Source organism: Lentzea sp. NPDC037011 (assembly GCF_055607425.1).
Genome location: NZ_JBVJRT010000012.1, coordinates 155,296 through 169,073 on the forward strand (window position 1 = coordinate 155,296; position 13,778 = coordinate 169,073).

Genomic DNA, 13,778 nt, shown 5'->3' on the forward strand with positions numbered 1-13,778 from the left:
TCGTGCGCGGACATCATCTCGCCGACGCGTTCCGCATCAGCCTGTGGGATGACAACCCACGGCGATTCGAGCAGCCTCCGGTCGTACCCGCCCGCCCCTCCGTTCGCCGATGGCATCTGCGGCGGGAAGCAAGGGGTCAGGGCGGTGCCAGCAGGGCGCGGTCGTAGGCGATCGCCACGGCCTCCGCGCGCCGGGAGGCGCCCAGCTTCGCCATGATGCGCGAGAGGTGCACGGACACGGTCTTCTCGCTGATGTAGAGCTCCTCGCCGACCTCGCGGTTCGTCCGCCCGGAGGCCACCAGCTCCAGCACCGCGCGTTCCCTCGGCGTGAACAGGTCGACCTGCTCGCGCACCGGCGCGTCGGCCCTCAGCGTGATGCGGGCCCGTTTGGCGACACCGGCCACGGCGTCCGCGAGCGCTTTCGCACCGAGCTTCGCCGCGGTCTCGTCGGCCCGGCGCAGCTCCTCGGCCGCGGCCTCCCTGCGGTCGGCGCCCAGCAGCGCCTCGGCGAGCCGCCACCGGCACAGCGCCTGCTCGAACACCAGGCCGTAGCCGAACCCGTCGACCGCGGCCCGCCACAGCGCGGGGTCGCCGGGGCCGGACAGCCGGGACTCCTCCGCCTGCGAGCGGGCCAGCCAGGCGCGGCCCTCCGGTCCGAGCGCACCGGAGCGCGGGACGCCGTTGCGCGCGGTCAACCGGACGTGCTCGGCCAGCCTGCGGCCCTCGGCGAGGGCCTGTTCCTCCGCCTGCCGGTCCCGCTTGCGGCGGGCCTTCGCGGCGATGTCGGCGTGGGCGGCGACGCCGATCGCGCCGATCCGGATGTCGGCCAGCATCCACGGCCCGCCGAGCTTGCGGGTCCACTCCAGCACGTCGGTGACCCGTTCGACGGCCAGCTCCGGCCGTCCCCGCCACAGCGCGAGCTCACCGCCGGTGCCGCCGGTGATCAGGGCGATCTGGATGTCGCGGTGCCAGTCGCTGCGCAGCTTCGTGATCACCCGCTCGGCCTCGGCGAGCTGCCCGCGGCCGATGGTGAGGTGGGTGTTCGCGGCGCGCAACCTGGCCAGCACCGTCGAGGACACGGACATGCCCGGCGGTTCGCTGGCCCAGTCCGCGTAGTCCCAGTCGCCCAGGTAGTAGTGCACGAGCACCTGCTGGATGCGGATCTCCAGGCCGAACATGCTCCAGGTCAGCCCGGTCTCCTGGGCCCGCTCGCCCGCCTCGTTGTAGACGCGGGCGGCGGCGGTGAGGTCACCGCGGTCGTAGTGCATCAGGCCGTGGTAGTACCGGGCGCGCAGCTCGGTGTTGACCGCGCCGACCTCCCTGGCGCACTCGATCGCGCGCTCGAAGTTCCGCCACGCGTCCTCCGGCCGGTTCGCGTAGTCGTCGAGGATGCCGAGCGTGCCGAGGGCGTCCGCCACGGCTCCCGGCGCGTTCGCCGCCTGCCCGTCGGCGATGGCCAGCTCCGCCGCCTCGCGCGCCTCCTCCCCGCGCCGTTCCTGCCGCAGCAGGGAGGCCTTTCCGGCGAGCACGCGGGCCCGCGTCGGGCTCGCGTCCCGGTCGCGGACCAGGTTCCACGCCGCCATCATGACCTCGTGGTGCTCCTGGTCGTTGCCGTCCAGGATCGACAACGCCTGGGCGAGCCGCAGCAGCACCTCGGCCTGCTCCTCCGGCGACTGCCCGGCGAGCGCCTTCGTCGCGCTGCGCCCGAACGCCACCGCCCGCTCCGGCTGCCCGGCCGTGCCCGCCACCCAGGACGCCCGCCGCAGCAGCACCGCTTCGTCCACATCGGACGGACGGTCCGCCGCGGGCACCGCGTTCCACAGGTTGAGCGCCATCTCCAGGTGCTGCAACGACTCCGCGGGCGCGCCGGCGCGTTCGGCCTCCTTGGCGGCCTTGATGAACGCCGTGAGCGCCTGTCCGTGGTCGTGGCTCTGGAACGCGTGGTGCGCCAGCGCGGCCGCGGCGCCCCGCTCGTCGAGGTGCCGCGCGAGGTGGTGCGCGTACGCCGCGTGCAGCCGGACCCGTTCGCCGGGGAGGAGGTCGCCGTAGACGGCCTCCCTGAGCAACGCGTGCCGGAAGGTGTAGACCTCGTTGTCGTCCACGACCAGCAGGTGGTGCTGGACGAGCTCGCGCAGCGCGGTGTCGAGCGCGAGGTCGCTCATCCCGGCGACCTCCCTGAGCCGCTCGTGCCGCACCCGGCGGCCCCGCACCGACGCCACCCGCACGACGTGCTGCGCCTCCGGGCTCAGCCGCTCGACCCGGCTCAGCAGCACGTCCGCCAGCGCGCTCGGCAGCGAGCGGTCGTCGCACGCCGCCACCGCGATGAGCTCCTCGGCGAAGAACGCGTTGCCCTCCGAGCGTTCCGCGACCTGCTGCACGACGTCGGCGGGCAGGTCGTCGCTCAACGCGTCCACGAACCTGCGCGCGTCGGCGGCGTTGAACGGCGCGAGGTCCAGCCGTTCGACGGCGGGCAGCCGCACCAGCTCCGACAGCAGGGGTCGCAGCGGGTGGCTGCGGTGCAGGTCGTCGCTGCGGTAGGTGCCGACCACCAGCAGGCGCTGGGACCTCAAGCGGGACAACAGGAACGACAGCAGGTAGCGGGTGGACGCGTCGGCCCAGTGCAGGTCCTCGACGACGAGCAGCACCCGCTGCCGCTCCGACAGCTCGGTCAGCAGGCCGAGCACCGCGTCGAAGAGCTGGAGCTGGCCGACGTCCTGCACGGGCCGGCGGCCGGGGATCAGGCTGGGCGCCAGCATCGCCTCGGTGCCGGGCTCGCGTTCGGCCGGAAGTGCCAGCTGCGGCAGGAGCATCGCGAGCGCCGGGCGGTGCGCGGTCCCGGTCTTGAGCTGGCCGAGGGCCTCGGCGAATGGGAGGTAGGGCAGCCCGGTCTCACCGGCGTCGAGGCAGCGTCCCAAGAGGACGAGCGTGTCGTCGGCCGCGGCGGCCAGCTCGTCGACCAACCGGGTCTTGCCGACGCCGGCGTCACCGGCGAGCAGCACCGCGGCGGCGGTGCCGTTGCCGGCGCCGGTGAGGGCGGCGCGCAACCTGGCCAGCTCGCGGTCGCGGGCGACCAGGGGAATTCCGGAACCCAGACGTGCCACGGGAGGCATGCTCGCACACCTCACGGGCTGGTGCCGCCGTGTTTCCGGGAGGTGCGGTGGATCACCCGGTGGAACCAGCGGCGCGGGCCGCCGTTGGACCGCTGCCAGGTGCAGCGGGCGTTCGCGCGGCGGTAGGCGATCTCGGCGTTGACGGCTTCGAGGGTCCACTCGGTCATGGACCTGAGGGTGGTGCTGAGGGTGGGCCGGGGACATTGGCAGAACGGGTGCGATCGGCAGCGAGAAGCCTTACCCCGCCTGCTACACCGCGGTCACCGCGCGCGCCCGTGCCAGCCTCGCCCGGATGCCGTCCGCCTCCGGTGCCCCCAGCTCCGTGAACAGCGCCAGCGCCCGCTGCCAGTGCGCCGCCGCACCCGCGGCCCCGAGCCGGTCGAACACCGCGGCGAGCCGGTCGTGGGCCAGGGCCTGGTGGTAGGGCGACACCGCGTCGCACGCGACGGCCAGCGCGGTGCGGGCCGACGACAGGGCGCCCTCGGTGTCACCGGTCTCCAGGAGCGCGGTGGAGAGGTCGACGTGGCAGGCGGCTTCCCCGCACTGCTCACCGACCTCGTGGTACATCCGCAGGGCCACGCGCAGCCACGGCATCGCGTCGTCGTAGCGGTCGTTGGCGAGGTAGAGCAGGCCGAGGTGGTGGTGGGCGTTGGCCTCCGCCCACCGGGAGCCCGCGATGCGCGAGACCTCCATCGCCTCGCGGTAGTGCGCTTCCGCCTCCTCCGTGCGGCCCAGGTCCATGAGGGTGCCGGCGACGGTGGTGAGGGCGCGGGCCTGCTGGTGGACGTCGGCCTTGCCGCGGGCCACCTCCAGGGCGCCGCGGTGGGCGGTCAGCGCCTCCTCCTTGCGCTCCACCTGCAACAGCGCCACGCCGAGGTTGAACTGCATCACGAACCGCGCCTCGTCGTCGCCGAGGGCGTTCGCGGCGGCCAGCGCGGCCTGGGTGATGCGCAACGACGTCTCGCGTTCGGTGCGGAGCCAGAGGTAGCGGGACAGCGTGTACGGCAGCTGCCAGGCGTGGACGTGCCAGCCGGAGGACGCGGCGTGCTCGGTGGCGGCGATGAGGTTGGCGCGTTCGGAGTCGAACCAGGCCATCGCGTCGGAGGGGCCGGTCAGGGACGGCACGGCGGCCGGGCGGTGCTCCGGGGCCACCAGGACGCTGCCGCGGTTGATGGGCAGCAGGCCGTCGGCGAGGTCCGCGCAGTGCAGGTAGTAGTCCAGCATGCGGCCGGTGGCGGCCCGGCGCTCCGGTTCGGAGAGCTCGCCCGCCAGGGTCTTCGCGTAGACGCGGACCATGTCGTGGGCGACGAGGCGGCCCGGTTCGGAGACGGACAGCAGGTTCGCGGCGGCCAGTGCGTCCAGCGCGCGCTGGGCCTCCAGCAGGGAGACCTCCCCCATCGCCGCGACGACGTGCGGGGTCAGATCGGCGCCGGGGTGCAGGCCGATGACGGGCAACAGGCGAGCGGGAACCGCTGGCAGCGCACGGCGTGATGCGTCCAGCGCGGCGCGCACGGGACCTTCGCCGTCCTCCAGCCCGAGAGCGGCCAACCGCCCGTGTTCGTCCTGCAGTTCCTCGACGAGCTCGGCGACGCGCAGCTTCGGGGACACCGCCAGCCGGGCGGCGGCGATCCGCAACGCCAGCGGCAGACCGTCGCACAGCTCGGCCAGCGACCGCAGGGCGGCGGCTTCGGCGGCACCGCGGCCCGCGACGCGGCCCAGCACGTCGACGGCGGCGTCCGCGGTGAGCATGTCCAGCTCGACCAGCTCCGCCTCGACCTGCGCCACCAGGCCGACCAGGCGCCGGCGCGAGGTGACGACCACGCACGACGGCGCGCCCGGCAGCAGCGGCAGCAGGTCACCGGAGCCGCGGACGTTGTCGAGCATCACCAGCATCCGGCGGTCGGCCAGGAGCGTGCGCAGCAACGCCGACCGCTCGTCGACCGAGACCGGGGTGTCGCCGGCGGGAACGCCGAGGGCGCGCAGGAACCGGTTCAGCACCTCGCCGATCTCCAGCGGTTCCCGGTTCGGGTCGTAGCCGTGGACGTCGACGTAGAGCTGGCCGTCCGGGAACTCCTCGCGCACCCGGTGCGCCCAGTGCAGCGCCAGCGCCGTCTTGCCCACGCCGGCCGGACCGGTCACCAGCAGCACGGGACCGTCGTGCGCGCTCAGCAACGAGTCCATCCGCGCCAGCTCCGCGTCCCGCCCGATCAACGCGACGGGTGCGCGCGGCAGCTGCGCGGGAACGGTCACGACGGGCTCGGGGGCCGGCTGCGCCGGGAGGCGGACCGGCGCGCGTTCCGGTTCGGGGCTGTCGCCCGCCAGCACGGCCTGGTGCACGCGGCGCAGCTCCGGCCCCGGTTCCACGCCCAGCTCGTCGATCAGCACCCGGCGGGCCTCGCGGTAGGCGGCCAGCGCCTCCGCCTGCCGGCCGGCCTGGACCAGGGCGCGCATCAGCAGCCCGTGCCCGCGTTCGCGCAACGGGTGCTCGGCGACGAGGGAGGTGAGCTGCGAGACGAGCTCGGGGCCCTGGCCGATCGCGAGACCGAGCTCGGCGCGTTCCTCGACCACGGCCAGCCTGCGTTCCACGAGCCGGCCGCGTTCGACGTCGGCGAAGAGACCGGACACCCCGCCCAGTGGCTCGGCGCGGAACAACGCCAGCGCGTCGTCCAGCTCCACCGCGGCTCCGGCGAGGTCCCCCGCCGCGCGCATGCGGTGCGCGAGCGAGACCTGGCGTTCGAACACGTCGAGGTCCAGCGCGCCCGTCTCGACCCGCAGCAGGTAACCGTCGCCGACGGACGTCAGCAGCTCCGCGGGGGCCCGGCGCGCGCGGGCCGGCTCCAGTGCGCGGCGCAGTCCGGCGACGTAGGTCTGCACCAGGTTGACCGCGCTGGAGGGCACGTTGTCGCCCCAGACGGCCTCGATGATCGTGCCCCGGCTCACCGGGGTGTTGCGCGACAGCAGCAGCACGGCGAGCACGGCGCGCTGCTTGGCCGCACCGAGATCGACCTCATGACCTGCGCGAACGACCCGGAGAAGGCCGAGAACCTCGAACCGCAGGGGTTCCTCGCGCAGTGTCACCGATCTGTCCTTCGCCTGGTGGCCAGCTGGAGCTTGAGGACCACTTCAGTCGGGCTCCAGTCGTGCTGTAGAAGGCATTCTTACGCTTAGCGTGTCCAACCAACCACAGACGGCGAGATCAACGGAAACCCGGGGGTCGAGCAGTCGACGGGGTTGGACCGGACAGCGGAACACCCGCTGCTCCCCATGATCGACGTGGGCCGGCCGGCGTGCAAGGGGCATCCAGCCCGCGGCGGCGGAACGCCGGCCGGCCCACGTCCCCCTTTCCGCACACGACGAAGCCCCGGCTGGGCGATCCAGCCGGGGCTTCGCGGTTCTTCGCGGCTTGTCGTCGATCAGCTGGCGAACGTGCCGGTCCTGGCGGCGGAGAGGAAGCCCTCCCACCCGGCGGACCCGAACCGGAGCTGGGCCCCGTCCGCGTTCTTGCTGTCACGCACGGCCGCGCCGGCCGGGACGAGCGCGATCTCCACGCAGTCGGGTCCACTGGCGGACGATCGGCTGCTCTTGCGCCAACGCAGGCTTTCCACTGTCTGTTCACTCCCGGTCTGCGATCAGCCGAGAGCGCGAGCGACTTCCGTGATCAGGGTCGCGGAGTCCGCCGGCTTGAGGGCGGTCCGCACCAGACGCTCGAACACCTCGGCGTACCAATTGACGTCACCGGACTGCTCCAGGTAGACGCCGCTTCTCGTGCTCTCGATGTACACCACGTCGGGGTCCAGCTGCTCGGGGAAGCTCAGGATGACGAACGGCCCGTCCATCGCAGCGTAACCACCGGCGCTGAACGGCACGACCTGCATCGTGACGTTCGGCAGTGCACCGACTTCGAGCAGACGCGCCATCTGCGTGCGCATCACCTTCGCGCCGCCGACGAGCCTGTGCAGGGCGGCCTCGTCGATCACGACGTGCAGGCGCAACGGGTCGTCCTCGCTCAGCAGTGCCTGCCGAGCCTTGCGCAACCGGACCCGCCGGTCGATCTCCGCGGTGCTCGCCTCTGGGAGCACCTGGGAGATCAACGACCTCGTGTACGCCTCGCACTGCAGCAGGCCGGGGATCATCAGGCCCTGGTAGGTCCTGATGGAGTCGGCGTCGGCCTCGTACCCGACGTAGCGACCGGGCACGATGTCGCCGAACTCGTCCCACCACGCCTTGCGGCGGGCTTCCCTGGCCAGCTGGACCAGCTCTTCCAGGGTGGTGGCGTCCGCACCGTAGGCGGTGAGCATGTCCCGCACGTCGCGCGGGCTCACCCCCACCCTCCCGGTCTCGATGCGGCTGATCTTGGAAGCCGAGCACTCGAGGCGCTCGCCGACCTCCTCGATCGTCAGCCCGGCCGCTTCGCGCAACCGCCGCAGCTCGCTCACGAGCCGGCGTTTGCGCAGGGTCGGGCTGCTACCCCGTGGCATCCACACCTCCTGGTCCGCGTCCAAGTTTGAGAGCAAAGGACACGCCCGCAAAGGGACGTCATCCATTCGTGTACTGCAACTTGCAGTTCGGCTCCGGGCCGGGCCAGGCTGCATGGGTTGCTCACGCGAGGACTGGAGCTCTGAGCCTGATGGCCGTCACGGTGTTCAGCCAACTGGACAGGTCGCTGCACTCCCACCTGGCCACGCTCGCGGACCTCGCCGAGCGCGGTGACGACCAGACGGCCCTCGTGCTCGCCAGGGTAGAGCTGCCGAGGGTGGTCGCGGTCGTCAAGGCGTTGCTGGACGAGCACCAGCCCGACGAGCACGGCCGCTGCGCCACGTGCAGGCGCGGCTGGTTCTCCCGGCGGATGCCCGCGCCGTGCCGGGCCTACCTGTCGGCGCAGCTCGTCCTGACCGTCGTGGGACAGGGGACTTCGCACGGCAAGCACCTGCGCCCGGTGGGCTGAACTCCGGAACTCGATAGTTCTTCAGCTCCGCCCCGGCCTGGGCCGGCTCCGCACCCCCCGACCGGAGCCGGCCCTTCTCGTGCCGGTCGGCCATCACCTCGCGTGACGATCACCGCGAAGATCAACACGACCGGCTGAAAGGTCTGTCACAGCGCCGCCTCCGCCCGCATCATTGTGGTGACGCGGCCTGGTCCCGACCCCGGATCCTCGTGCCGACACGGAGGTGTTCCCGTGCCGACCCCGCATGACCGCGCCGACGCGCTCGCTGCCGTCCGGCCGCGCCGCCTGCTGCCCTTACAGCACCGCTAGCGCCCCTTCACCCGCGCTCTCCCCCTTCCCCATGTCCTGTGCCGGTCGCACAGGGCCATGCGGTCATTCCGCCGTTCCCACGAAAGGCAAGAAGACGTGAACCACCTCCAGCGGTCCAACGCCGGCGAGCACACCCCGCACGGTCCTCCGGGCGGGGTGCGCCTGGTCCTGCGGCACGACCTGCCCGCGAGCTTCGTGCTGTTCCTGATCTCGATCCCGCTCTCGCTGGGCATCGCCCACGCCACCGGCGCACCGCTGATGGCCGGGCTGATCTCCGCCGTCGTCGGCGGTGTCGTGGTCGGCGCGCTCAGCGGGGCGCCGTTGCAGATCAGCGGACCGGGCACCGGGCTCGTGGTGATCGTCGCCGGGCTGGTGGCGCAGTTCGGCTGGGCCGCGACCGCCGCGATCACGCTGGCCGCCGGGGTGCTCCAGGTGGCGCTGGGCCTCACCGGCATCAGCCGGCTGGTGATGTCGCTGTCCCCCGCCGTCGTGCACGGCCTGCTGGCGGGCATCGGCATCTCGATCGCGGCCGGTCAGCTCGTCGTGGTGCTGGGCGGCACGGCGGCGTCGTCGGTTCCCGCGAACGTCGCCCTGCTGCCGGGTCAGCTGGCCGGGTCCCACCTGGGATCAGTGCTGGCCGGCGCGGTCGCGGTCGCGGTACTGCTGCTGTGGCCGCGGGTCCCGCGCGCCTCGCTGGTGCCGGCGCCGCTGGTCGCCGTCGCCGCGTCGACCGGGCTCGCGGTCGCGCTGCGCCTCGACGTCGCGCGGGTCGACCTGCCGGACAGCCACTCCCCGGTGTTCCCGGAGATGCCGCAGGGCAGCGCCGGAACCGTGGTCGTGGCCGTGGTGACGGTCGCGCTGGTGGCGAGCATGGAGTCGTTGCTGTCGGCGGTGGCCGTGGACCGGTTGCACGACGGGCCGCGGGCCCGGCTGGACAGGGAGCTGATGGCGCAGGGCACCGGCAACGTGCTCGCGGGCGCCCTCGGCGGGTTCCCGATCAGCGGTGGCCTGGCGCGCAGCTCCACGAACGTCGCCGCGGGCGCGAAGACCCGCTGCGCCGCCATGATGCAGGGGCTGTGGATCGCGGTGGCGGTGCTGGCGTTCGCTCCCGCGCTGGAGCAGATCCCGCTGGCGGCGCTGGCGGGCGTGCTGCTGGTCGTCGGCCTGCGGCTGGTGTCGGTCGAGCGGATGCGCAACCTGGTGCGGCACCAGGAGCTCCTGGTCTACGCGGCGACCGTGCTCGGCGTCGTCCTCTTCGGACTGCTGGAGGGCGTGGTCGCGGGGCTGACGATCGCGCTGCTGCGCGCGCTGTACCGGTTGACGCACTGCTCGGTGCGGGTCGAGGGCAACCGGGTGTGCGTGCGCGGGTCGCTGGTGTTCCTCGGCGTCGGGGGGCTGGTGCGCGAGCTGCGCCGGTTGCCGCTCGGGCAGACCGTGGTGCTGGAGCTGCACGTCGACTACCTGGACCACGCGTCCTACGAGGCGATCGACGACTGGCGCGAGGGCTACGAACGGCTCGGTGGCCGGGTTCAGGTCGACGAGGTGCACGACACCTGGTTCGACCAGGCGGACCAGGGCAGGCCGGGGCGGCGCAAGACGTTGCCCGGTCCGCTGCCGCGCTGGTTCGCGCCGTGGTCGCACTGGCAGGGCGCGGGCACCACGGTGCACCTGCCGTCGCAGCGGCCGTCGCCGGAGAGCGATCCCATGCTGCGGGGCATGCACGAGTTCGAGACGCGGTCGGCGCCGCTGGTCCGGCCGTTCCTGCGGGAGCTGGCGGTGCGCGGGCAGCGACCGCGGCAGCTCTTCATCACCTGCGCCGACTCCCGGGTGGTGCCGAACCTGATCACCACGTCCGGGCCGGGCGACCTGTTCTGCGTGCGCAACATCGGCAACCTGGTGCCGATGCACACCGCTGAGGACCGGTCGGTCGGCGCCGCGGTCGAGTACGCGGTGGAGGTCCTCGGCGTCCGCTCGATCGTCGTGTGCGGGCACTCCGACTGCGGTGCGATGAAGGCGCTGGTGAGCGGCGGCGCCGCCCGCGGCTCACACCTGCACTCCTGGCTGCGCAACGCCGAACCGTCGCTGATCCGCTTCCACGCCCCCACCGCGCCCGGCTGCGCGGAGCTGCCGGTGGCCGACCGGCTCGCGGTCGCGAACGTGGCGCAGCAGCTGGACAACCTGCTCGGGTACCCGAGCGTGCGGGAGGCGGTCGCCGCGGGCGCGCTCTCGTTGAAGGGCCTGTACTTCGACATCTCGAACGCCCGCGTGTACCTGGTGGACCCGGACCGCAACGGGCTCGAACCCGTGCCGTCACCGGCCTAGGAAACGCCGGAGCCGCCCCGGTTCGTCCCGGGGCGGCTCCAGTGGTCTCACGCGTGGGTCAGCAGGTGCCGATCCACGAGCACTCGACGTCGAAGCGCTCCTGCGGGGGAACCGTCACGCGTTCCTGCGCGGGGGCCTTCCGCTGCTGCGGAACGGACTCGACCTTCGGCGTCGCCACCTGCGCGCCGCCGTCGGAGGCGAGCCGCACGGCGACCCTGTCCTCGACCGCCTTCGGGCTGAACCACAGCACCACGTTGTTCTGCACCAGCGAGAACACCAGCTGGCGGCCCGACGCCGTGGTGACGTACCCGGACAGCGCCGAGACGCCCGAGAGCGACCCGGTCTTGGCCAGCACGGTGCCCTCGGCGGCGGTGCCCTTCATGCGGCCCGCCAGCGTGCCGTCCCTGCCCGCGACCGGCAGCGCCGCCGACCAGGTGCCGAACCACGGCTTGGTCTTCGCCTTCACCAGGATCGAGGTCAGGTCGTCCGGCGACATCTGGTTCAGCCGGGACATGCCGGAGCCGTCGAAGACCTCGACCCAGTTCGGGTCGATGCCCAGGCCCGCCCACTTGCGGCTGAGCTGGTTGACACCGTTGGCGAACGAGCCGCCCGCGGTCTTGACCAGCACCTCGGCCAGCATGTTGTTGCTGTTCTTCAGCAACGGGGTGATCAGCTGGCCGAGCGTCTGCGACGTGTCGGAGGCCAGCACCGCGGCACCCTGCGGCGCCTTGGCCCGCTTGACACCGCCGAGGACCTGGATCCCGTTCTGCTCCAACGCCTTGCCGAACACCGACGAGACGAGCCCGGTCGGGTCCTTGACGGTGGACAGCGCGGTCGTCTCGACCCAGGTCGAACCGCTGACCTTGATCACGTTCGTGCCGTGCTCGCGTTCGACGGTGATGCCGGCGTCCCCGTTGGTGGTCGCCGTGCTCTGGATCTGCACCACGTCGTTCGCGGGCTCGACGCTCACCTGCACCGGCGCGCCCGTCGCGGCGCCCGGCTTCACCCGCACGAGGACCGTACCGGCGCTGTACCGCTCGTCCGGTGAGAGCGTCAGTGCCGACGTCTCCGCGCTGTAGGAGTACGGCTCGTCGTCCCACGCCCAGCCACTGCCGTACGGCTGCGCGTCGAACGCCGTGTCGTCCAGCACGAGCGCGCCGGTCACCTGCGTGACACCGCTGTTCTTCAGCGCCGCCGCCAGCGCCTGGTAGCGCGCGGCGGACATCGTCGGGTCGCCCGTGCCGCGCAGGACGAGGTCGCCGGTCAGCGTCGAACCCGAACGGGCACCGGACGACTGCAGCTCGGTCTTCCACCGGTGGTCCGGCCCGAGCAGGTCGAGCGCCGCCGCGGTCGTGAGCACCTTCAGGTTCGACGCGACCTGAGAGCGCTTACCACCTGATCTGGTGTAGACGACCTCACCGGTGTTCGCGTCCCGCACGGTGATGCCGACGTCCGCGCCCTTGAGCCCGGAGTCGGCGAGGATGGCGTCGAGATCGCGGGTCAGCGCCTCGTTGCCGACCGCCACGGCGCCACCGCTGGACGTCAGGGTCAACCCCGCCGCCGCGACGACGACCGCCCCTAGTAAACGAAGTTTCACGCTTCCACCTCAGACCTGTCGCCTGACCACAACGTGTGGAAGCTACCGGCCCTGTCGGTGCGCCGATAAGTGTGTGCGCCGAAGAAGTCGCGTTGTCCCTGAACGAGTGCCGCGGGCAGCCGTTCCGAGCGAAGTCCGTCGTAGTAGGCCAAAGCGGACACGAAACCGGGCGTCGGGACACCGGACTCGACCGCGCGGACCACGACGCGCCGCCAAGCGGCCTCGGCATTCCGGACGGCGTCGCGGAAGTAGTCGTCCACCAGAAGAGACGCGAGATCCGCGTTCGCGTCATATGCCTCGCGGATGCGGTTGAGGAACCGTGCGCGGATGATGCAGCCACCGCGCCAGATCGTCGCCATCGCACCGAGGTCGATGTCCCAGTCGAAGTTCTTCGACGCCTCGCGGATCATGTCGAAGCCCTGCGCGTACGCGACGACCTTCGACGCGTACAGCGCCTGCCGCACGTCGTCGACGAGCTCGGCGTCCGGCTTCGCCACGACCTCGCTCGCACCGAACGCGTCGCGCACGGCCTTGCGCTGGTCGGTGTGGCCGCTCAGGCTGCGCGCGAACACGGCCTCGGCGATGCCGGTGACCGGGACGCCGAGCTCCAGCGCCTCCTGCACGGTCCAGCGGCCGGTGCCCTTCTGCTCGGCGGCGTCCTCGATGACCTGCACGAGCGGCGTGCCGTCCGCGTCGACGTGCTTGAGCACCTCGGCGGTGATCTCGACCAGGTACGACTCCAGGTCGCCCGAGTTCCACTGCGTGAAGACCTCGGAGATCTCCGCCGGCGTCTGCCCGCCGACGCGGCTCAGCAGGTCGTACGCCTCGGCGATCAGCTGCATGTCGGCGTACTCGATGCCGTTGTGCACCATCTTGACGAAGTGCCCGGCACCGTCCGGCCCGACGTGCACGCAGCACGGCTGCCCGTCGACCTTGGCGGCGATCTCCTCGAACACCGGCCCGACGTGCTCGTAGGACTCGGCGGGACCGCCGGGCATGATGCTGGGCCCGTTGAGGGCGCCCTCCTCGCCGCCGGAGATGCCGGCGCCGACGAACAGCAGGCCCTTCTCCTTCAGGGCGGCCTCGCGGCGGCGCGTGTCGGCGTAGTGGGCGTTACCGCCGTCGATGACCATGTCGCCGGGCTCCAGCAGCCCGCTCAGCTCGTCGATGACGGCGTCGGTCGGCCCACCGGCCTTCACCATGATGATGATCTGGCGCGGCGTCTGGAGGCTCTGCACGAGCTCCTCCAGCGTCTCGGCGCCGACGAAGTCGCCCTCGTGGCCGTGCTCGTCGAGCAGCGACTTCATCTTCGCGGGGGTCCGGTTGTGCACGGCGACCTTGAAACCGTGCCGCGCGAGGTTGCGCGCGAGGTTGCTGCCCATGGTGGCGAGACCGGTGACCGCGATACGTGCTTTGCCTTCCGTCATGGGCGACAGCCTGCCGTGTTCTCAAGCTTTGCGCGAGATGTCACAGCGTCTTCTCAGCCATCGTTTCGC

At 72.3% G+C, this 13,778-nt stretch carries 9 protein-coding genes; 2 read left to right on the top strand and 7 right to left on the bottom strand.

Annotated features, from left to right (window positions below):
- Nucleotides 1-136: 136 nt before the first annotated feature.
- The 5 genes from ACZ7CH_RS32665 to ACZ7CH_RS32685 form a co-directional block, all read right to left on the bottom strand.
- Complete coding sequence (locus tag ACZ7CH_RS32665) at nucleotides 137-3,109, bottom strand: helix-turn-helix transcriptional regulator (RefSeq protein ID WP_470375712.1); 2,973 nt, start codon at nucleotides 3,107-3,109, stop codon at nucleotides 137-139.
- A gap of 11 nt (nucleotides 3,110-3,120) precedes the next feature.
- Nucleotides 3,121-3,276 (bottom strand): hypothetical protein, encoded by a 156-nt coding sequence (locus ACZ7CH_RS32670; protein WP_360390259.1) that lies wholly within the window; start codon nucleotides 3,274-3,276, stop codon nucleotides 3,121-3,123.
- Between the two features lie 82 nt (nucleotides 3,277-3,358).
- Nucleotides 3,359-6,187: an AfsR/SARP family transcriptional regulator gene (locus tag ACZ7CH_RS32675; protein ID WP_360390262.1), complete on the bottom strand. Its 2,829-nt coding sequence runs from the start codon at nucleotides 6,185-6,187 to the stop codon at nucleotides 3,359-3,361.
- 335 nt (nucleotides 6,188-6,522) lie between these two features.
- Entirely contained in the window at nucleotides 6,523-6,714 is a 192-nt protein-coding gene (locus ACZ7CH_RS32680; RefSeq protein ID WP_360390264.1) for a DUF397 domain-containing protein, read from the bottom strand.
- A 24-nt stretch (nucleotides 6,715-6,738) separates the two neighbouring features.
- The gene (locus ACZ7CH_RS32685) at nucleotides 6,739-7,587 is read right to left on the bottom strand and encodes a helix-turn-helix domain-containing protein (protein ID WP_360390267.1); all 849 of its coding nucleotides are present in this window, start codon (nucleotides 7,585-7,587) and stop codon (nucleotides 6,739-6,741) included.
- A 149-nt stretch (nucleotides 7,588-7,736) separates the two neighbouring features.
- On the opposite strand from ACZ7CH_RS32685, the gene ACZ7CH_RS32690 reads away from it, so the two are divergent.
- Both ACZ7CH_RS32690 and ACZ7CH_RS32695 read left to right on the top strand, forming a co-directional pair.
- Nucleotides 7,737-8,054, top strand: coding sequence for a hypothetical protein (locus ACZ7CH_RS32690; RefSeq protein WP_360390270.1), 318 nt, complete (start codon nucleotides 7,737-7,739; stop codon nucleotides 8,052-8,054).
- A gap of 405 nt (nucleotides 8,055-8,459) precedes the next feature.
- On the top strand, nucleotides 8,460-10,685 hold the full coding sequence (locus tag ACZ7CH_RS32695) for a SulP family inorganic anion transporter (RefSeq protein ID WP_360390272.1): 2,226 nt from the start codon (nucleotides 8,460-8,462) through the stop codon (nucleotides 10,683-10,685).
- A gap of 58 nt (nucleotides 10,686-10,743) precedes the next feature.
- Here ACZ7CH_RS32695 and dacB read toward each other — a convergent pair whose 3' ends face one another.
- Nucleotides 10,744-12,282, bottom strand: coding sequence for a D-alanyl-D-alanine carboxypeptidase/D-alanyl-D-alanine endopeptidase (gene dacB / locus ACZ7CH_RS32700; RefSeq protein ID WP_470375713.1), 1,539 nt, complete (start codon nucleotides 12,280-12,282; stop codon nucleotides 10,744-10,746).
- Nucleotides 12,279-13,709 carry an NADP-dependent phosphogluconate dehydrogenase gene (gene gndA / locus ACZ7CH_RS32705; RefSeq protein WP_360390278.1) on the bottom strand — a complete coding sequence of 477 codons (1,431 nt, stop codon included), beginning with the start codon at nucleotides 13,707-13,709 and terminating at the stop codon, nucleotides 12,279-12,281. The genes dacB and gndA overlap by 4 nt, the downstream gene beginning before the upstream one ends.
- Nucleotides 13,710-13,778: the final 69 nt, after the last annotated feature.

What these genes read in the sequence shown, in the direction of transcription:
- ACZ7CH_RS32670 (WP_360390259.1), bottom strand. Translation starts at nt 3,276, where the DNA reads ATGACCGAGTGGACCCTCGAAGCCGTCAACGCCGAGATCGCCTACCGC.
- ACZ7CH_RS32690 (WP_360390270.1), top strand. Translation starts at nt 7,737, where the DNA reads ATGGCCGTCACGGTGTTCAGCCAACTGGACAGGTCGCTGCACTCCCAC.
- ACZ7CH_RS32665 (WP_470375712.1), bottom strand. Translation starts at nt 3,109, where the DNA reads ATGCCTCCCGTGGCACGTCTGGGTTCCGGAATTCCCCTGGTCGCCCGC.
- gndA (WP_360390278.1), bottom strand. Translation starts at nt 13,709, where the DNA reads ATGACGGAAGGCAAAGCACGTATCGCGGTCACCGGTCTCGCCACCATG.
- ACZ7CH_RS32685 (WP_360390267.1), bottom strand. Translation starts at nt 7,587, where the DNA reads ATGCCACGGGGTAGCAGCCCGACCCTGCGCAAACGCCGGCTCGTGAGC.